This window comes from Mesorhizobium sp. LCM 4576, assembly GCF_001854815.1.
GTDB lineage: Bacteria > Pseudomonadota > Alphaproteobacteria > Rhizobiales > Rhizobiaceae > Mesorhizobium > Mesorhizobium plurifarium.
The window spans coordinates 390,516-408,616 of record NZ_MDDT01000024.1; the positions used below are offsets into that span (position 1 = coordinate 390,516).

At 64.1% G+C, this 18,101-nt stretch carries 22 protein-coding genes and 1 tRNA gene; 14 read left to right on the top strand and 9 right to left on the bottom strand.

What is annotated here, in order from left to right:
* Positions 1 to 104: 104 nt before the first annotated feature.
* From LCM4576_RS14875 to LCM4576_RS14885, 3 genes are read right to left on the bottom strand one after another with little or no spacing between them, the layout of a single operon-like run.
* A complete protein-coding gene (locus LCM4576_RS14875) occupies positions 105 to 965 on the bottom strand; it encodes a carbohydrate ABC transporter permease (protein WP_071032783.1) in 861 nt (286 codons plus the stop codon).
* The gene (locus LCM4576_RS14880) at positions 962 to 1,852 is read right to left on the bottom strand and encodes a carbohydrate ABC transporter permease (protein WP_071032784.1); all 891 of its coding nucleotides are present in this window, start codon (positions 1,850 to 1,852) and stop codon (positions 962 to 964) included. Before LCM4576_RS14880 ends, LCM4576_RS14875 begins: the two co-directional genes overlap by 4 nt.
* Before the next feature lie 27 nt (positions 1,853 to 1,879).
* Positions 1,880 to 3,172, bottom strand: a complete 1,293-nt coding sequence (locus LCM4576_RS14885; protein WP_071033148.1) for an ABC transporter substrate-binding protein — start codon at positions 3,170 to 3,172, stop codon at positions 1,880 to 1,882.
* Between the two features lie 312 nt (positions 3,173 to 3,484).
* Here LCM4576_RS14885 and LCM4576_RS14890 point away from each other — a divergent pair, with 312 nt between their 5' ends.
* Genes LCM4576_RS14890 through LCM4576_RS14920 form a run of 7 tightly spaced genes read left to right on the top strand, consistent with a single transcriptional unit; the run spans position 3,485 to position 9,783 of the window.
* Positions 3,485 to 4,756 (top strand): extracellular solute-binding protein, encoded by a 1,272-nt coding sequence (locus LCM4576_RS14890; protein ID WP_071032786.1) that lies wholly within the window; start codon positions 3,485 to 3,487, stop codon positions 4,754 to 4,756.
* 55 nt (positions 4,757 to 4,811) lie between these two features.
* Complete coding sequence (locus tag LCM4576_RS14895; RefSeq protein ID WP_071032787.1) at positions 4,812 to 5,744, top strand: carbohydrate ABC transporter permease; 933 nt, start codon at positions 4,812 to 4,814, stop codon at positions 5,742 to 5,744.
* The gene (locus LCM4576_RS14900; protein WP_071032789.1) at positions 5,741 to 6,598 is read left to right on the top strand and encodes a carbohydrate ABC transporter permease; all 858 of its coding nucleotides are present in this window, start codon (positions 5,741 to 5,743) and stop codon (positions 6,596 to 6,598) included. The genes LCM4576_RS14895 and LCM4576_RS14900 overlap by 4 nt, the downstream gene beginning before the upstream one ends.
* Positions 6,595 to 7,335, top strand: a complete 741-nt coding sequence (locus LCM4576_RS14905; RefSeq protein ID WP_071032791.1) for a PIG-L deacetylase family protein — start codon at positions 6,595 to 6,597, stop codon at positions 7,333 to 7,335. Before LCM4576_RS14900 ends, LCM4576_RS14905 begins: the two co-directional genes overlap by 4 nt.
* The gene (locus LCM4576_RS14910; RefSeq protein WP_071032792.1) at positions 7,332 to 8,204 is read left to right on the top strand and encodes an ROK family protein; all 873 of its coding nucleotides are present in this window, start codon (positions 7,332 to 7,334) and stop codon (positions 8,202 to 8,204) included. Before LCM4576_RS14905 ends, LCM4576_RS14910 begins: the two co-directional genes overlap by 4 nt.
* Complete coding sequence (locus tag LCM4576_RS14915; RefSeq protein ID WP_071032795.1) at positions 8,201 to 8,968, top strand: GntR family transcriptional regulator; 768 nt, start codon at positions 8,201 to 8,203, stop codon at positions 8,966 to 8,968. Before LCM4576_RS14910 ends, LCM4576_RS14915 begins: the two co-directional genes overlap by 4 nt.
* Positions 8,969 to 8,991: 23 nt before the next feature.
* Entirely contained in the window at positions 8,992 to 9,783 is a 792-nt protein-coding gene (locus LCM4576_RS14920) for a sugar isomerase domain-containing protein (RefSeq protein WP_071032796.1), read from the top strand.
* 42 nt (positions 9,784 to 9,825) lie between these two features.
* Here LCM4576_RS14920 and LCM4576_RS14925 read toward each other — a convergent pair whose 3' ends face one another.
* Complete coding sequence (locus LCM4576_RS14925; RefSeq protein ID WP_040990423.1) at positions 9,826 to 10,008, bottom strand: hypothetical protein; 183 nt, start codon at positions 10,006 to 10,008, stop codon at positions 9,826 to 9,828.
* Positions 10,009 to 10,311: 303 nt separating this feature from the next.
* Here LCM4576_RS14925 and LCM4576_RS14930 point away from each other — a divergent pair, with 303 nt between their 5' ends.
* Positions 10,312 to 10,746 carry a hypothetical protein gene (locus LCM4576_RS14930; protein ID WP_071033149.1) on the top strand — a complete coding sequence of 145 codons (435 nt, stop codon included), beginning with the start codon at positions 10,312 to 10,314 and terminating at the stop codon, positions 10,744 to 10,746.
* A 193-nt stretch (positions 10,747 to 10,939) separates the two neighbouring features.
* On the opposite strand, the gene LCM4576_RS14935 is transcribed toward LCM4576_RS14930, so the two are convergent.
* From LCM4576_RS14935 to LCM4576_RS14945, 3 genes are all read right to left on the bottom strand, one after another.
* Positions 10,940 to 12,130 (bottom strand): NADH-quinone oxidoreductase subunit D, encoded by a 1,191-nt coding sequence (locus LCM4576_RS14935; RefSeq protein WP_071033150.1) that lies wholly within the window; start codon positions 12,128 to 12,130, stop codon positions 10,940 to 10,942.
* A 179-nt stretch (positions 12,131 to 12,309) separates the two neighbouring features.
* Entirely contained in the window at positions 12,310 to 12,705 is a 396-nt protein-coding gene (locus tag LCM4576_RS14940) for a hypothetical protein (protein WP_071032799.1), read from the bottom strand.
* Between the two features lie 82 nt (positions 12,706 to 12,787).
* Positions 12,788 to 13,399, bottom strand: coding sequence for an alpha-ketoglutarate-dependent dioxygenase AlkB (locus LCM4576_RS14945; RefSeq protein WP_071032801.1), 612 nt, complete (start codon positions 13,397 to 13,399; stop codon positions 12,788 to 12,790).
* Between the two features lie 101 nt (positions 13,400 to 13,500).
* Here LCM4576_RS14945 and LCM4576_RS14950 point away from each other — a divergent pair, with 101 nt between their 5' ends.
* Together LCM4576_RS14950 and LCM4576_RS14955 are read left to right on the top strand one after the other, a co-directional pair.
* Positions 13,501 to 13,716 carry a KTSC domain-containing protein gene (locus LCM4576_RS14950; RefSeq protein WP_040990195.1) on the top strand — a complete coding sequence of 72 codons (216 nt, stop codon included), beginning with the start codon at positions 13,501 to 13,503 and terminating at the stop codon, positions 13,714 to 13,716.
* Positions 13,717 to 13,740: 24 nt separating this feature from the next.
* Positions 13,741 to 14,238, top strand: coding sequence for a GFA family protein (locus LCM4576_RS14955; protein ID WP_244510807.1), 498 nt, complete (start codon positions 13,741 to 13,743; stop codon positions 14,236 to 14,238).
* A 38-nt stretch (positions 14,239 to 14,276) separates the two neighbouring features.
* Here LCM4576_RS14955 and LCM4576_RS14960 read toward each other — a convergent pair.
* Positions 14,277 to 14,366, bottom strand: a tRNA-Ser gene (locus tag LCM4576_RS14960).
* A gap of 459 nt (positions 14,367 to 14,825) precedes the next feature.
* Here LCM4576_RS14960 and LCM4576_RS14965 point away from each other — a divergent pair.
* From LCM4576_RS14965 to LCM4576_RS14980, 4 genes are all read left to right on the top strand, one after another.
* Positions 14,826 to 15,521 carry a DUF2569 family protein gene (locus tag LCM4576_RS14965; RefSeq protein ID WP_071032805.1) on the top strand — a complete coding sequence of 232 codons (696 nt, stop codon included), beginning with the start codon at positions 14,826 to 14,828 and terminating at the stop codon, positions 15,519 to 15,521.
* Positions 15,522 to 15,619: 98 nt separating this feature from the next.
* Positions 15,620 to 15,946, top strand: a complete 327-nt coding sequence (locus LCM4576_RS14970) for a hypothetical protein (protein WP_071032806.1) — start codon at positions 15,620 to 15,622, stop codon at positions 15,944 to 15,946.
* A 236-nt stretch (positions 15,947 to 16,182) separates the two neighbouring features.
* Entirely contained in the window at positions 16,183 to 17,172 is a 990-nt protein-coding gene (locus LCM4576_RS14975) for a BMP family protein (protein ID WP_040990191.1), read from the top strand.
* A gap of 65 nt (positions 17,173 to 17,237) precedes the next feature.
* Positions 17,238 to 17,696 carry a GNAT family N-acetyltransferase gene (locus LCM4576_RS14980; protein WP_244508229.1) on the top strand — a complete coding sequence of 153 codons (459 nt, stop codon included), beginning with the start codon at positions 17,238 to 17,240 and terminating at the stop codon, positions 17,694 to 17,696.
* Here the strand turns inward: LCM4576_RS14980 and LCM4576_RS14985 are convergent.
* On the bottom strand, positions 17,691 to 18,098 hold the full coding sequence (locus tag LCM4576_RS14985) for a hypothetical protein (protein ID WP_041004859.1): 408 nt from the start codon (positions 18,096 to 18,098) through the stop codon (positions 17,691 to 17,693). The two genes, LCM4576_RS14980 and LCM4576_RS14985, sit on opposite strands and share 6 nt — an antisense overlap.
* Between the last annotated feature and the right edge of the window lie 3 nt (positions 18,099 to 18,101).

Here is an 18,101-nt window from a genome sequence, read left to right on the forward strand (position 1 = left end):
GTTATGGCGAAGCTACGAAGTCAGCTGATTGGTAATATGGAGAATTTGCAGCGTAGTCGCCATGTCTTATCGTACTGAAGTGTTAGTGAGGGCACTTTCGACTGTTATCCCTTGATCGCCGATCCCACGATCGAATCGACGAAGAAGCGCTGCAGGAAGACGAACAGCACCAGCGGCGGCAGTACGGCGAGCGTGGCGCCGGCCATCACCAGGCCGGTGTTGACGGCGCCGCGATTGTAGCTGAGCAGCCGGCTGAGGCTGATCACGATCGGATAGGCGTCGGCATTGCCCTGCAAAACGGTGAGCGGCCAGAGGTAGCTGTTCCAGTGATAGACGAAGGCGAACAGAGCCAGYGCGGCGATTGCCGGCGCCACGCTCGGCGCCACGATCTTGTAGAGGATGAGCAGCTCGGAGGCGCCGTCCATGCGCGCAGCGTCGATGAGGTCGTCGGGCACGCCGGCGATGAACTGGCGCATCAGGAAGATGCCGAAGGCGTTGGCGAGGTTGGGCACGATGATGCCGGCGAGGCTAGCGTTCAGCCCGATCGAGCCGACCGTGCGGTAGAGCGGGATCAGCGTCACGATCGGCGGCAGGAACATGGTGGYGATCAGCAGCGAGAAGAGCAGCGAGCGGCCGGGGAAGGAGTATTTGGCGAAGGCGTAGCCGGCCATCATGCTGGTGATCAGGATGCCCGCCGTGGTGACCGAGGCGATGACCAGGGAGTTCCACATCGAGCGTCCGACATTGATGACGCCAGCGACCTTTTCATAGGCATCGAGCGTGGGCGTGTGCGGGATCCAGACCGGCGGCACCTGCATGGTCTCGGCCGGCGTCTTCAGGCTGGATAGCACCATCCAGGCGAGCGGGAAGGCGGAGGCGACGGCGACCAGAAGCATTGCGGTCGCAAGCAGCGCCTTGCGCCCCGAAGGGCGCTTGCKGGCGGGCGATCGGGTTGCCGCGCTCATTCGCTGTCCTTGYGGTTGACGAACGCAAACAGCGCCGAAACACAGACGATCAGCGAGATCATCAACATCACCGCCATGGCCGAACCCAGCCCGCCTTGCGCGCGTTCGATGCCGACGCGGYGGATATGGTAGGTGAGCACATTGGTCGAGCCGACCGGTCCGCCTTGCGTGATCAACGCGACCGGCTCGAACACCTGCACGGCGTTGATGATGGCGATGACGGCGCTGAACAGAAGCGTGTGGCGAAGCAGCGGCAGGGTGATGAAGCGGAACTGCTCCCGGCCATTGGCGCCGTCGAGCGTCGCCGCCTCATAGAGGCTGCCCGGGATCTGCGTCAGCCCGGCGATGGCGAGCACGGTGAAATAGCCGACCTGCTGCCAGACATTGAGCAACACGATCGAGACCAGCGCCGAGCGCGGCGAGGAGAGCCAGGGTTGCGGGCTAATCCCGATCAGGCCGAGCAACTGGTTGAGCGGGCCTTCGCTCGGCGCATACAGCTTCGACCAGACCAGGGCGACGGCGATCATCGGCACCATGTAGGTGGAGAACAGCACCGTGCGCAGCGCCGTGCCGCCAGCGACCTGGCGCTGATAGACCAGCAGGCCGAAGACGACCGACAGCGGCAGGATGAGGACGACTGACAGCGCGGTGTAGATCGCCGTGTTGAGGAGCGCGGTCTTGAAGTCGCGGCCGACCGAGGTCGGGCCGAATATCTCGTGGAAATTGCCGAGGCCGACGAAGCTCGCCTCGGAAAAAGGCGTCTGCGTCGACCAGTCCTGGAAGGACAGCCAGACGGTGAGCAGCATCGGCACAAGCACGAACACGCCGATCAATGTCACGGCGGGCGCAAGCATGATGCCCGCCGAGGCACGGAAAGCTTTGGCCATTCACCTGCTTCCGGTCAGGGACCCGAACTATTTGGCGGCACGCTCCAGGATCGACGTGGCGTCGGCCTGAGCGTTCGCCTGCGCATCCTTGGCCGAGACCTGGCCATACTGCAACGCCTCGAGCGTCTGCTGCAGGGATTCCGAGAATTCCTGGCCGCCGAGCACGACCGGAAATGGCCGCGCATCGGCAAGCACGCTGACATAGCCGGACAGGAATTCGGAACCGAGCTTGTCCTTATGCGCCTCGATGTCGGAAGTGCGAGACGGCAGGATGCCCATCGACATCAATATGTCGGACATGGCCGAGGCGCCGTTCTTGCCCGATTTCGGGCTGTTCAGCCAGGCCAGGAACTCCCAGGCCGCCTTCTGCTCGGCCTCGCCGGCCTTGGCGTTGACGACGGTCATCCAGGAATAGGAGATCGAATGCGGTTTATCGCCGCCCGGGCCTACCGGGATCGGCGCTGTGGCGATGTTCGTGAACTTGTCGCCCATGCCGGTCTTGAGCGCGCTTTCCCACCAGTTCGCCATGATGATCATGCCGGTCTTGCCGGAGACGAAATTGTCGAGGAACGGACCGGTGGTGTTGGCGTCGGCGGTCGCCATCGCCGGATTGCTCGCGCCGGACTTTATCAAGTCTTCATAGAGCGCGAAGGTCTCGCCGGCCTGGGGACTGTCCAGCGCCGGCTTGCCGTCCTTGACCAGGTTGCCACCATTGGAGACGAGCAGCGACGCAAAGGGATGGACCACGCCCGCCGCCCATGAGTTGATCATGCCGAAGCCCTGCTGGCCCTTGTCCTTGTTGGTCAGCTTGACTGCGGCATCCTTGAATTCGGCCCATGTTTTCGGAGGCGCGGCGATGCCCGCTTCCTTGAACAGTTCCTTGTTGTAGTTCAGCGCATAGACGTCGATCTCGTTCGGGATGCCGTAAAGCGCGCCGCYGACGGAGGCGGCGCTGACGATGCCCGCCGGCCAGGCTTTCTTCACCTCGCTGGCAATAGCGTCGGGAGCAGGGGCGACGAGCTTGTCCCTGGCCAGTTCCGGTAGCCACAGGTCGTAGATGCCGCCGATCGTCGGGCCGTCGGAGGAGCCGCCCTGCGAGCGCAGCGTGGTCAGYAGGTCGCCGAAGGGGACCGCGCGCACGGTGATGGCGACATCGGGATGAGTGGTGGAAAAATCCTTCGCCGCCGCTTCGAGCAAGGCCACCGTCTCCGGCGACCAGTGGGTCAGGTAGGAGATGTTGACCGATTGAGCCCAGCCGGTCGCGGGTAGCGCGACGAGCCCCGCTGCGAGAGCCAGCTTCGAGATCCAGGCAAGCGACATCGGCATCCTCCACAAAAAAGCGGCACGAGCAATGACGTTATGACAAGTTTGAGCAGTGGCGCAAGCCCCTTGCATGCGAAGGCTCGGAGCATGTTCGTGGATCAAAAATGCGGATAGCATCGGTGGTATAAAATAGTTGTTATAAATCAATCATATATTCCGTTGCCTCCCGTGCCGCCCCCGATCATCGATGTCGTTATGGCTCTTGCGGACGGCATCATGTCGTTATAATGACTTTACGAAAAAGCAGACGACCGCCTCCGGGCTGCTTGCCGTTCGAGCCGCAAAACCGAAACAATGGGAGAACTGGTAATGAGCATGCTTTCCATCCACCGGCGCGCYGCGCTCGGCCTGATCGGCGGCGTTGCCGTAGCTTGCGCCGGCGCCATTACGACGCTGCCGGCCCGCGCCGACTCGACGGTGACGCTGTGGAGTTGGYGCACCGAGGACGAGGCCGCGATGCATCGCATCTTCGAGGCCTTCGAGAAGAAGAACCCCGATATCAAGGTCGATATCCAGTTCACGCCCGACGCYGACTACCAGAACCGCCTGAGCACGGCGCTGCGCGGCGGCCGCGGACCCGATATCGCGCAGCTCAAGGCCTATGGCGAATTGCAGCCTTTCATCGAAGGCGGCTATGTCGACGCGCTCGACGACAGCGTAACCGAACTGAAGAACATGCCGGATGCGGCCCTTGGCGGCGCGCGCGGCCGCGCCGACGGCAAGCTCTACGGCGTGCCCTATTCGGTGCCGATGATGGGCGTCTTCTACAACGAGGAGATTTTTGCCGCGCAAGGCATCGCGATCCCGAAAACCTACAAGGACTTCGTCGCCGCCTGCGAAAAACTCAAGGCGGCCGGCATTACGCCGATCGCCAATGGCGGCGCCAACGGCTCGGCCTGGGAGCTGGAGATCGGCGTCGGCGTCATCGGGCCGACGCTCTACGGTCCCGGCTTCTATGACGAGATGATGAGCGGCAAGGCGACCTTCGAGGACCCGCGTTATGTCGCGGCGCTGAAGCGCTTCGCCGAGCTGAAGCCTTACTACTCCGACGGTTTCGCGGGCATCGACTACACCACCGCGACGCAGCAGTTCATCGGCGGCAAGGCGGCAATGTTCTTCGGCGGCTCGTTCGAGAACGGCAGCTTCAAGTCGCAGAACCCGAAGCTGAAATTCTCGATCTTCCCGTTCCCGGCCGACGACGCCTCGACCAAGCTCTACACCTCGGCCTTCTCGGACGGCTCCTACGGTCTGGTCTCGGAGAGCCAGAACAAGGAAGCGGCGACCAAGGTGCTGAACTACATGGCCTCGACCGAATTCGCGCAGGCCTTCRCCRACGAGYTCGGCTGGCCGCCGGCCCGCACCGACGTCACGGTGAAAGATCCGGTTCTGTCCAAGATGATGGAGATGGCGAAGAACTCGACGCCATATCTGACGCTGGTCGGCTTCCGCTGGCAGACGCCGACGGCTTCCTCGGTGCTGCAATCCGAGATCATCGACATGGTCGAAGGCAATGTCACGCCGGAGAAGCTGGCGGCGGACATGCAGGCCGCCGTCGCCACCTGGTTCAAACCRAAGCAGTAGGGAGTGCCGGCCGGCCGTCAGACGGCCGACATCTCTGCCCCACAGAACGCAGCGCATGATCAAGCCCCGCCGCACGACCAGCCTTCAGCGCACGCAGCAGCGCATGGCGGTGCTGTTCATCCTGCCGGCCTTGGCCGTCTACGGGCTGTTCGTGCTCTATCCGCTGCTGTTGTCGCTGTGGGGCAGCTTTTTCACCTGGAAGGGGCTGCGCATGCAGGAGTTCGCGGGGCTGGCAAACTTCTCGCGGCTCTTCGTGTTCCCGAGCGGGGCGCGGCTCTACGGCGCGCTCTGGCACAACGTCGTGTGGTTCTTCGRCATCATGGTGCTGCAGAACGGGCTCGGCCTTTTGTTCGCCTGGCTGCTTTTCCTGCGTGGCAGGGGCGCTGCCTTCTTCCAGTCGGTGTTCTTCTTCCCAGCGGTGCTCAGCCCCGTCATCGTCGGCGCGCTGTGGCGGCTGCTCTTGGCGCCGGGCGGCATCGTCGAATGGGCGCTGAACGGGCTTGGCCTGCATCAAGGCAGCCTGACCGTGCTCGGCAACAGCCACACCGCGCTCGGCATGCTGATCGCCGTCGACGCCTGGAACTGGATGGGCCTGCCGGTGCTGATCTACACGGCGGGCTTGAGACAAATCTCGCCGCAGGTGTTCGAAGCAGCGAAGCTCGACGGCGCCGGCAATGCGCGCATGCTCTATGCGATAGCGCTGCCGCTCTTGATGCCGGCGCTCGGCACGCTGACGACGCTCTCCTTCATCRACACCTTCAACCAGTTCGATATCGTCTATGTGATGCAGGGGGTGCAGGGCAATCCGAGCTACGCCACCGACACGCTGGTGACCTATTTCTACCGTCTGGCCTTCGGCGCGGAAGGCGCGGTCGGCATCACCGACATCGGACTGGCGCTGGCGCTCGGCACGATGCTGTTCCTGATCCTCAGCATCGGCACGCTGTTGATGCTGCGCTTCTTCGACAAGCGGACGGTCGAGCTATGAACACGCCGCCCAGTCAGCAAACATTGGCAATTCCGCAGAGGCTCGCGCAATTGCCCGGCTGGACCATCCTGCTGGCCTGGACGGCGGCGGTGCTGCTGCCGCTCTACATCCTCATCGTTTCCTGCTTCAAGACGACAGCCGAGATCTACGACAACCGGCTCGGCCTGCCGCAGAGCTGGGCGTTCGACAATTTCGTCCGCGCCTGGACGCGGGCCGATCTCGGCCACAACTTCGTCAACAGCCTGATCGTCACCGGCGGCGCGGTGGTCCTCACCATCATCGTCTCGGCCATGGCCGCCTATCCGCTCAGCCGCTACAGGCTCGGCTGGAACGGCATCATGCTTGGCCTTTTCCTGTCCGGCATCATGCTGCCGATCCGGCTGGCCTCGGTCGAGCTGTTCACGCTGATGYGCTCCCTCGGCCTGCTTGACTCGCTCACCGGGCTGATCCTCGTCTATTCGGCGATCCGCATTCCCTTCGCCGTCTTCATCTTCGCCAATTTCATGCGCGTGTTGCCGTCCGAGCTCGACGAGGCGGYGCGCATGGACGGCGCCGGCGAGACGCGCATCCTGTTCCAGATCGTGCTGCCCATGGTGAAGCCGGCGGTGTCGATCGTCGCCATCTTCACGGCGATCGCGGTGTGGAACGATTTCTTCTTCCCGCTGATCTTCATCTTCGACGACCGCTACAAGACCGTGCCGCTGGCCATCAGCGTGTTCGTCGGACAGTTCCGCACCGATTGGGGCCTGGTGTTCGCTTCGCTGGCGATCTCCATGGCGCCGATCCTGATCATGTATTGTTTGCTGGCGCGCCAGATTCGCGAGGGCGTCGGCGCCGGGGGAGGCATGAAATGATCGAGGACAAGGTCTATGCCGCGCGCTCGATCCTGGTCGTCGGGGCGCATGCCTTCGACGCCGAGGTCATCGCCGGGCCTCTTGCGGCGGCCGCCGCCAAGAATGGAGCCCAGGTCACCTTCCTGCATCTGTCGATGGGCGAGCAGGGCCATCCCTGCCTGATTCCGGAGCACTATTCGGCGCAGAAGGAGGACGAGGCGGCGAAGGCCGCCGCGCGGCTCGGTGTTTCGATGCGCAACATGAAGCTGCGCGACGCCTTCCTGCCCAATGACAACGCGACCGCCTTGYAGGTCTGCGACGTCATCCGCGGGGTGCAGCCGGAGATTGTCATCACGCACTGGCACGGCAGCTGGCACAAGGACCATCGCGCGGCGGCGCAGCTCACGCAGACCGGCATTTTCTTCTCTGCTCTGCCGACGCTGAAGCGTGCCCATCCCGCGCATACGCCGCAGCTTCTGCTCTTCGGCGAGAACTGGGAGGACGACGAAGGTTTCCGCCCCGAGCATCTCGTCGACGTCAGCGCCGGCTTCGACGCCTGGCAGGAGGCGGTGATGGAGTATGAGCTGGCGCGGGGCCTGAGCAGCTTTCCCTATGTCGACTATTACAGCGCACTCTACCGGCTGCGCGGCTGCCTGCGCGGCACGCGCCATGCGCAGGCCTTCGCGGCGGCCTCGCATTCCTGGAATGCCGGCAGCGGACTGTTCGCGCCGCCCGCCGATCGGAGCCGCGAGACATGACACCGATTCTCGCCATCGATCTCGGCGGCACCAATCTGCGCGCCACCGTCCATACCGGCGATATCGGCGTCCTTGCGCCGCAGGTCCGCGAGCCGGCGCCGGCAAGCCTTGACGCGTTCGCCGCGCGCGTTGGCGCGCTTGCGGCCGCAGGCGAAGCCAAAGCGCTCGGGCTTGCGGTGCCCGGCCTGACTGAAGGGTCGGTCTGCCGTTGGATCCCGAACCTGCCCTGGCTCGATGGCGTCGATATCGCGGCGCTGTTCCGAGATATGAGCGTGGCGGTCGGCAACGACGCGCAGATCGCGCTTCTGGCGGAAGCGGCGCAAGGCGCGGCCAAGGACGTATCCGATGCAATCCTGCTGGCCATCGGCACAGGCATCGGCTCGGCGGTGCTGGCCAACGGTCGCATCGTCGCCGGCGCGCACGGCGGCGCCTGCTCCTTCGGCTGGGCCAGCGCCGACATCAAGGACCACGGCGAGGAGCGCAGCGGCTGGCTGGAACGTGTCGCCTCCGGTCGTGCGCTGGACGCCCTTGCCGCGCAGATCGGACTGGCCGACAGCCGCCAGCTGATCGCAGCCGCCAAGGCAGGCCAGCTTGCCGCGCAGGCCCTGCTCGAGGTGCCGGCGCGCCAGCTCGGCACGGCGCTCGCCGGCGCCGTGGGGTTGCTCGATCCGGGCGTCATCCTCGTCTCGGGCGGCCTTGCCGATGCTCTGGATGTGATCGCGCCGCCATTGCTTGCGGCGCTTCGGCGTCAATTGCCGCCGCATCTGCGCGGCATCGAACTCAAGCCTGGATTGTTCGGCTCCCGCGCCGGCCTGGTCGGTGCCGCGCTTGCCGGGCAGGCGGGAAGCGGGTGGAGGCAGATCCGATGAGCGAAGCGAGCTTTCAGCAGCCGGACCGCAGGCGGCCCGAGCCGCTCTGGTATCAGGTCGAGGAGGCGATCCGCGCCATCGTCAAGAGCGGCGAGTGGGCAACCGGCGACCAGATCCCGGCCGAGGACCGGCTCTGCGCCTTGTTCGGCGTCAGCCGCATCACTTTGCGCCACGCGCTGCGCAACCTGGAGGAAAGCGGGCTGCTCAGGCGCGAGCACGGCAGGGGCACGTTCGTGCGCTCGGCCACGCTGGTCGCCGGCACGCGCGAGCTCACCTCCTTCACGCAGGAAATGGGCAATATCGGCGTGGTCGCCGGCTCGCGCCTGCTCGATTGCAGCCTGACCACTGCCAATGCGGCTGCGGCCGGCGCGCTGGAGATCGAGGAGGGCGATCCCATCGTGCGGATCCGGCGCCTGCGGCTGGGCAACAACGAACCGATCGGCATTCAGACCGCGCAGCTTTCGGCGGCGCGCGTGCCGGGCTTCCTGGATGCCGGGCTGCTCAAGGGCTCGCTCTACGAGGCGCTGGAGCGGCAATACGGCATCGTGCCGGTCGAGGCGCGCGAGAATTATCGCGTCGGCGCCGTCAGCGTCGCCGACGCCGAGCTGCTCGACCTACCCGCGGGCAGTCCCGCCTTCGTCGTCGAGCGCATCACCATCGACGAGCGCGGCCCGTTCGAATTCACCGTCTCCGTCATGCGCGGCGACCGATACGAGATACGCTCGACGCTGCGCGCCGGCCGCCTCCCGAACACCAGAAGCTGACACGATCAAACAGGAGTACCGAAGTGTCCGATCTTTACATCCCCCGTCTCGTCGCCCTCATCGAACAGGCATCGAAGGCCAATTCGGAAGCCTTCGGCGAGGCGGCAAGCCGGTTCGCCGACACGCTGCAAAATGGCGGGCTGGTCCATCTCTACGGCTCGGGCCATTCGGTRCTGCCGGCGCAGGAGATGTTCCCGCGCTATGGCAGCTTCGTCGGCTTCAATCCGCTGACCGACCCGCGCGTGATGTGGCACAACGTGCTCGGCGCCGGCGGCGTGCGCGAGCTCTTGTGGCTGGAGCGGACGGAGAAATACGCCGAGAAGTTCTTGGACCACCAGCCGCTGAACAAGGGCGATTCAATCATCATCTTCGGCCATAGCGGCCGCAATTCGTCCGGCATTGACACCGCGCTCTATGCCAAGAAGCGCGGCATCTTCGTCGTCGCCGTCACCAGCAAGAACAATCTCGACAAGCCGGCCACGCATTCCTCGGGCAAAAGGCTGGCGGACGCCGCCGACCTCGTCATCGACACCTGCTCGCCGATCGAGGACGCGGTGGTGCCGATCGAAGGCTGGAGCCGCCCGGTGGCGGGGTCCTCGACGGTGCTGGCGATGATCATGGCGCATGAGCTGCTCGCGCGCACCGCCGAGCAATTGTCGAAGCGCGGCATCGAGCTGCCGGTCTTCGCCTCGCCGACCATCGCGGGCGTGACGCTGCACGACACCGACGTCATCTACGGCGTCTACCGCGAGCGCATGATCGAGGCGCAGAAGAAGCACCTGCCCGCCTTCCAGGCGACGATGCGCGGGGAATGATGGTGGCTCGGGAGGCGCATCGGCGCGCCTCCCGCAAGGCCGTCAGCGCCGGCGCCGCCCGGTTGCGGAATGCTTGGGGGGCGCGTCATTCTCGTCGGGATTGGGGATCGGCTCCTCGTCGGGCAACCGGTCGGGATCCGGCTCGCGCATCGGCTTCGGCTCCGGGATCGGCGGCGGCGTAGGCACCGGGGTGGGGGATGGGTCCGGATTGGGGAGAATGGCCATCGCGTTTTCCTTCCGCTCTGCGCCCGACGAGCTTTGCTGCGATCCAAAACCCGGAATCTGCTGCCCGCCCTGAAACGATGGTGCGGTCGCCGCCGCATTCAGACGCTTCGTCGGGAGCGCGCGGCAGCGCAAGCTGGCAGAACGGCCATGCCCACGGATGGTTCCAACACGACCGCGCCGCGCCACGACGGCAAGTGGCGATCAAATGATTCCGCGCGCCTGTTTCAGCTCTTGCCGGCGACTGGCCGTGCCTTAGTTCCATTGTCAGCGGGTGGCCAATTGTGCCTGTACAAGGAGACGGCCGTGAAGCACCAAACCCTTGACCAAATCAACGCCGTTGCCGACGTTCATGCCGAAGCGCCGGCTTTCATCGCCAATCGGGGCCAGCGCCTCGAGCGCTGGGCGCAACTCCTCGAACAAAACCCCGGCCGCCGCCTCACGGCGCTGACGGGGACCGAATACGCTTCGCCCGATGTGCGTCAAAGGATGCGCACGGACGGATCGGCGATCACCGTCGCTTTCGAGGATCCGATCTTTCGCGCGCAAGGCCTGCAGGACGACACTTACGGTGAAGCCAAGCGCTTCTTCGAGATGAGCGACTGGCAGCTGCACGAGGTCGTCTGCCATTGCCATGTCGGCGCCAACATGCCGGCCCGCTGGGCGGCATCGCGCGTGCGCGCGGCGATCTCTCCGGGCGCGGGTATTCTTGCCTGGTTGAGAGCGGTGTTCATGCATTAGCGACGGCCGCGATGCATGCAATCGCGACCGATCAGACCTTGATGGGAGCGGTGGAGTCCTGACCGGTTCTCCGCGCTCCCTCTCTGGAGTGGTTCAACAGAGTGGTTCAGCGTTTCGCGCAGAGCCGCCCGAGCCTCCTGTTTTCACGCAAATTCCCGACGGAAAGCCGATGCGCGCTTTTCCTGGAATTGCTCTAGCGGTCGATCTCGCCGAAGACGATGTCGAGCGAGCCGATGATCGCCGCGACATCCGCCACCATATGCCCGCGCGAGAGGAAATCCATCGCCTGGAGATGGGCGAAGGAGGGCGCGCGTATCTTGCAGCGATAGGGAACGTTGCTGCCGTCCGAGACCAGATAGACGCCGAACTCGCCCTTCGGCGCTTCGACCGCCGCATAGACTTCGCCGGGGGGCACGCGGTGGCCTTCGGTATAGAGCTTGAAATGCTGGATCGTCGCTTCCATCGAGCGCTTCATGGTGGCGCGCGGCGGSGGCGTGATCTTCTGGTTCGGCACGGCGACCGGACCCCGGCCATCGRCCGAGCGCAGCTTTTCCAGGCATTGCCGCATGATGYGCACCGACTGGCGCATCTCTTCCATGCGCACCAGATAGCGATCGTAGCAGTCGCCGTGCTTGCCGATGGGGATGTCGAAATCCATCTCCGGATAGCATTCGTAGGGCTGCGCCTTGCGCAGGTCCCAGGCGGCGCCCGAGCCGCGCACCATGGGGCCGGAGAAACCCAGGCCCCAGGCGTCATCGAGCGAGATCACGCCGACATCGACATTGCGTTGCTTGAAGATACGGTTTTCGGTCAAAAGTTCATCGAGATCGCCCAATGCCTTCAGGAACGGATCGCAGAAATCCCAGATGTCGTCGAGCAGATCCTCCGGCAGGTCCTGATGCACACCGCCGACGCGGAAATAATTCGCGTGCATGCGGGCGCCGGATGCGCGTTCATAGAAAACCATCAGCTTCTCGCGCTCGATGAAACCCCAGAGCGGCGGCGTCAGCGCACCGATGTCCATGGCCTGCGTGGTGACGTTGAGAAGGTGCGACAAGAGCCGGCCGATCTCGCAAAACAGCACGCGGATCAATTGGCCACGCCGCGGAACGGACAGTTCGAGCAGCCTTTCGGCGGCGAGGCAGAAGGCATGCTCCTGATTCATCGGCGCGACATAATCGAGCCGGTCGAAATAGGGCAGGGCCTGCAGGTAGTTCTTGTATTCGATGAGCTTCTCGGTGCCGCGATGCAGCAGGCCGATATGCGGATCGGCGCGGTCGACGATCTCGCCGTCCAGCTCCAGCACCAGCCTGAGCACACCATGCGCCGAAGGGTGTTGCGGCCCGAAGTTGAGCGTGAAGTTGCGGACTGCGGCTTCGGTCATGACGGCCTCCGCAAGAGTGAGGATCGAATACGAACCGCGGCCGTCAGCGCCATTCGGCCGGGTCATGCCCCTAAAGCGCGTCGCGATCTTTCAGATTCGCTCCCTGCGCTTTAGGTTCTTGATTCTACGCATGTCTTTAGTCCCGAAACCGGTTCCCGCTTTCGGGAGACATGCTTTAGTCAGGCCGTCGTCTGAATGATCAGCGTCAGYGTGCCGTCACCGTCGATGTTGGCGGYGACGACCTGCGAGGAATTCAGCCCGTTCGCATGCAGAACCGACGTCGCCTCGGGGGAGGCGTCGACCGAGCTTTGCAGCTTGGCCAGTTCCTTGGCGGTCGTCCTGGTGACTATGGCTTCGGCCTGCGCCTTCACTTCCGAAGGCAGGTCCTCCATCGCCACCACGACGATATTGGTGACGTTCTGGGCGGCATCGTCCTGGCCGGGCTGGGGCTGGCCGGGGATGGGCTCCTGGGCGGGAGGCAGGGCTTGCGGCGGCTGCGGATCGGCGCGTTGAGCGGAAGCCGCCTGCGCCAATGCCATTGCCGACAGCGTCAGGACCATCGTCAACATACGCATCGTCTTTCCTTTCGATCTCGAAATCTGACGACACAACCCCGGGGCCCGGCGATGGTTCCCGGATKGTCGCCGGTGCGACTGCCTAAAGAGCCCGCATTGTCCGGAACGTCACCGAATAGCGATGGCGTTCGACAGGCGGGATGGAGTGCTCCCACTCGTTCCGCGCCGGCCCGGCCATGAGATAGATGGACCTGGGCTCGACTTCGATCGTTTCACGGTCCCATGCCGCGCCCTTYCTGCGGCGCAGTCGGAAGCTGCAGGGCGCCAGCAGCGAAACGCCCGCGACGAGCTCGAAATGCGGCTTGTCCCGGTGCCAGCCTATGCCGGCGCCCGGGCGATACTCATTGATCAGCGCCTGCGCGAATTCGGATGCCGGGACGCCGGCGAAGAGGGCGACCTTGACGCGAAGCGGCAACAGGAAGTCCGGAATCGGCGGCGCTTCGAGCACCTGGCGGCGCTCATAGTCATAGCGCAGGCCGAAGCCGACGACCTGCCTGTTGGCAAGATGGCCGTGAAAATCGAACGGCTTGAAGGGCAGGTCCTGGATTTGACTGATCAGCGCATGCTCTTCGTCGCGGGTAATCAGGTCCGGCTGATAGGAGAAGCCTTCGGGTGCGGGCGGCGCGCTGGCAGGCGCGCCGAAGAGATCGCCTTGGAAAGCGCCCCCGCCGGTCCGGTTCCTGGCTGATGACATGCGGATCACATAGGCAATGAGACCGCTTCTGCAAGGCCGGTCCAGGCATGATGGAACCCAGAGGCGCACGAAGGATTAAGGGGGAAACCAGGAGGCGGCACATGCCTTCCACCGCGATCCGGAATATCCATTACGATCGGTCGAAGCGGGTCCTTTCGGTATGGTTCGTCCCAACTGGCAAGCGCTATGACTATGAGGACGTCGGACCCGAGATCTACACGGCTTTCAAGGCGGCGTTCTCAAAAGGGCAATTCTTCAACGAATTCGTGCGCGATCGTTTCAGATATCACCTGGTCGAGCATGGAAGCGGCCATTGAGCGCTGGCCGGTGTGAACAGAGGGATGGTGGCCGCGCAACGTAGAGTTTTTCGACAACAGGTCCCGGAGGTTAACCACCCGATGATTCGTATCGAGCAAGGCCGCTGTTTCTGCGGCAAGGTTTCAGCAGAGTTTACCGGGGAGCCTTTCTGGATCTGCTTCGATCACGATGACGATTGCCGGCGGGCGATCGRCAGTCCGCTGACGATCTGGATCGGATATCGGCCAAACGAGGTGAGATGGATGGGTGCGAGCCCCAAGACATTCTCCAAAACCAGAGGCGTGGTGCGATCGTTCTGCGAAAAATGCGGCACGTCCATCGGCTATGCCGATCAGGGCCTTCCGGACGAATTCTATGTTTCGGCCGGTTTCATGGACGCGCCCGAGAGGTTTGCGCCRCAAGCCCAGGCCTATTGGGAAATGCGCTTGCCCTTCATCGTCATGGATGACGGGTTGCCGCGCGTGAATGGCTACACGCGCCGGCGCGATCCTTCATTTGGAAATCCGCGCGACCGTTCCTGAGGCGCTGCGCGCGCGGGCTGAAATATCATGAAAGTTTATGGCGGAGAGAGCGGGATTCGAACCCGCGTTACGGTTTCCCGTAAACACACTTTCCAGGCGTGCGCCTTCAACCACTCGGCCACCTCTCCGTCGTTGACATCTCGCGCCGGCCGGTTTCGCCGCGCGGGTTGGGGAGATGCTCCCATGGGAAGTCCACAACGGACATATAGTTGCCTTCAACCGGCGGACAACCTTCCCGGCACCGGTAGCCGTCTAGGCAAACAGGCGCGGGGCTCATCTAGTCGATCCGAAAGCGAATGCCAAGCCATAATGGCATTGCCGCGGCTTTTGCCGTGAAAAGGGCAGAGCCGTGTGTTCAGGAGGGCCGAAGCGTTCGAATGATGTGCACAGGCCGGCCGCTCCCAACTGGCTGTGCTTGACTTCGGCTCCGCGCGRCTGTCGACTGCCCGAACTCTTTGTTTTCATGCAATCCCGGTTGGAACGGTTGCGAGCTTCCCTGGAGTTGCCGGTTCAGTTTTTGCAGTTCCTGACGGAAAGCAGCCACGTGCCTTTCCAGGAATTGTTCGGGCGAGGGGCATCGTCCTGGCATGGCGTCGATCGACCAGCAACCCGCGGGGCGGCCGGATAGCGGGCTTTCCTTCGTCCCGGTGGCCTGGCTCGTCATCGTCATGGGCCTGTCGGCCTACGGCCTGATCGCGAACTGGCGGCTGATCGGCGATTTCAGCCTGCCGGAAAATGCATTCCTGCTCGTCTATGGCGGCTTGGCTGGCGGCGTGATCACCATCCTGTGGGGTTTGTACCTGCTTGGGCTTGCCTTCAACCGCTCGGCCCGCTTTCCTCGCCATTACACGATCTGGCAGGTCGCCATCATCATCTGGCTCGTCCTGCGCCAGGCCTATGTGTCCTACGCCTTCGTCTTCTCGGTAGAGGCGCTGGGCTTCACCGTGGCCGAGATCGCCATTGGCCTGCTCTGTATCTACCTCCTGCGGAATGGCGCCGGCTCCGAGACCGTCTATGCCAATCCGGAGACTGAGCGTCCGCCGGTCTTCGTCTCGATCCTTGCCGCGCTGCTCGGCATCATCCTTGGCGGCGTGATCGGCGCATTCGGCGGGTTCTTCGCCGGTTCGCTGATCGCCGACCTGACGCATATGAGCTGCTTCGAGGGCGCCTGTGGATTTTTCGCGGCTTTTATCGGCCTGGGCGGCCTGATCGTGGGCGCGGTCGCCGGCGGTATTTTCGCCGTCTGGCGGGTGAACCGGCGCAGAACGGCGCCGGCCCGCTAATTTCACGGTGTCAATTTCATGGGGCCGCGATTGCGCGGGAACCACGCACGCTCTATGTCGGTTGCGGGGTAGACGGAGCGTTCCCGGGGAGAGCGTCGATGTTGCGTTTCATCTTTCGGCTGGCAGCCATGGTTGCGCTGTCGATTTCCGTCATCATGGCGGTGATCGACACCACACGCTCGGTCGCAGCCTCCTCGCTGGTGATGACGCCGCTCAACGCAAGCTGGCTCGCGGTCTCGCCTGACACCCGCGCGGCATTCGAGACTTTCGTGCGCGCCAAGGCAGGCCCGCTGGTCTGGGACGGCGCCGCCGCCTGGGTGCTCGCGCAACCCGGTTTTGCGGTGTTCGCGGTGCTTGCCTTCCTGCTCTACGCCATCGGCTACCGGCGCAAGCGCCGCGGCGCAGAATTCGCACCAACTCCCTGAAGGCCCTTGTTTTGAAGCTGTTGCGGACGGACGGCTACGGTGAAGTCGCCGAGCCCAACCGCCGGTAACCGCTTTTTCCAACAGGTCAAAATTCCACGTGAATTTTGTTTCGCGCCGTGCCAGATTGACCGCGAGCGGGAGGGGAGAACACTTCCTGCCTGGCGTCGCCAGCCTGCCGGAGAACCGGGCTGGCAGGCGGTRCAAAACGGAAAAATAACCGACAGGGTGTGGATCACATGAAACGTATCGTTCTCGGCCTTCTGGCCGCAACCGCAATGGTTCTTCCGGCTTTCGCCGCAGATGTGCAGCCGGCCATCCTCTACGATCTGGGCGGCAAGTTCGACAAATCCTTCAACGAGGCCGCCTATAACGGCGCCGAGAAGTTCAAGAAGGAAACCGGCGTCGCCTATGTCGAGTTCGAAGTCTCCAACGCCTCGCAGCGCGAGCAGGCGCTGCGCCGCTTCGCCGAGGACGGCCGCAACCCGATCGTCATGGCCGGCTTTGCCTGGGAGGACGCGCTGAAAGCGGTCGCGAAAGATTATCCAGACCTGAATTTCGCCATCATCGACGATGCCGTCGACCTGCCCAATGTCCGCTCGCTGGTGTTCAAGGAGAATGAAGGCTCCTATCTCGTCGGCATCCTGGCGGCGATGGCGTCGAAGTCGAAGAAGGTCGGCTTCATCGGCGGCATGGACATCCCGCTGATCCGCAAGTTCGAATGCGGCTATGTCGGCGGCGCCAAGTCGGCAGGTGCTACCGACGTCATCCAGAACATGACCGGCGACACRCCGGCCGCCTGGAACGACCCGGCCAAGGGCGGCGAGATCGCCAAGACGCAGATCGACCAGGGCGCCGACGTGGTCTACGCGGCGGCCGGCGGCACCGGCGTCGGCGTGCTGCAGGCGGCTGCGGATGCAGGCAAGCTCGGCATCGGCGTAGACTCCAACCAGAATGGCCTGCAGCCGGGCAAGGTGCTGACCTCGATGATGAAGCGCGTCGACGTCGCCGTCTACAACACCTTCATGGACGGCAAGAACGGCACCTTCAAGGGCGGCCTCGAGAATCTCGGCCTCAAGGAAGGCGGTGTCGACTATGCCATGGACGACAACAACAAGGCGCTGGTGACCGATGAGATGAAGGCGGCCGTCGAAAAGGCCAAGGCCGACATCATCTCCGGCAAGGTCCAGGTGCACGACTACACCGCCGACAACAATTGCCCGTATTGATCGGCAGCTGAACCAGGTTTTGGACCGCCGGGCCAACGCCCGGCGGTTTCGTTTTGGAGACGGGCATGATGCGACCGACAATCGAAGCCATGGCAGACGGCGACGTCGAAGCGATCGCGCGGCTTCGGCTCGAGGCCTTCTTCGAGGGCACGGGCCGGACACTCGAGGAGGACGTGGCCGGGCTGCGCGGCCTGATCGCCGGCGACGGCCTCGAGGCGGCTTTCGTTGCCCGCGAGCGTAGCCGGCCGATCGGGAGCTGCCTGCTCGTTCGCGACGAGATCAGTTCGCCGCACGACCTGACGCCATGGCTGGCCGGGCTGGTCGTCGAGGAAGCCTACCGCGGCAGCGGAATCGGCACGGCGCTGGTCAAGACCGTCGAGGCCCATGCCGCGTCGGCCGGCATCGGCACGCTCTACCTGTACACCTGGCAGGCGCGCGGCTTCTACGAAGCGCTCGGGTGGACGGGGATAGAGACCTTCAAGCAGGACGGCGAGCCGATGCTTCTGATGTCGAGAAAACTATAGCGTTCCGGCGAGATAGCCGAGCGCAAAGGCGGCCACCAGGGCAAGCGCGATGACGAAGCCCAGCCTGCCGCCAAGCGAATGCAGGCCGATGCCGTAGGGCTTGCGTTCGAGCCGGTGGATCATCGGCGGCGGTGCTTCCGTCCCAGGGCCGGCAACGCCACCCAGCCGCGTCTGCATCTGCGGCAATTCGGCAAGGCGTTGCGTGACCTGCTCCCAGCGATTGTCGCGCGCCTCGAGTCCTACGGGATCGAAGGCGCGCAAGCGTTCGGCCAGCCGCAGCACCGTGTCGCGAAAGGCGGGATCGATCTCGAGGTCGCGCTCGGCGCGGGCGCGTTCCCTGTCGTTCATCAGGCCAAAGACATAGTCGCCGGCCCTGGCGACACGGTCGCTTTCACTAGGCATGGC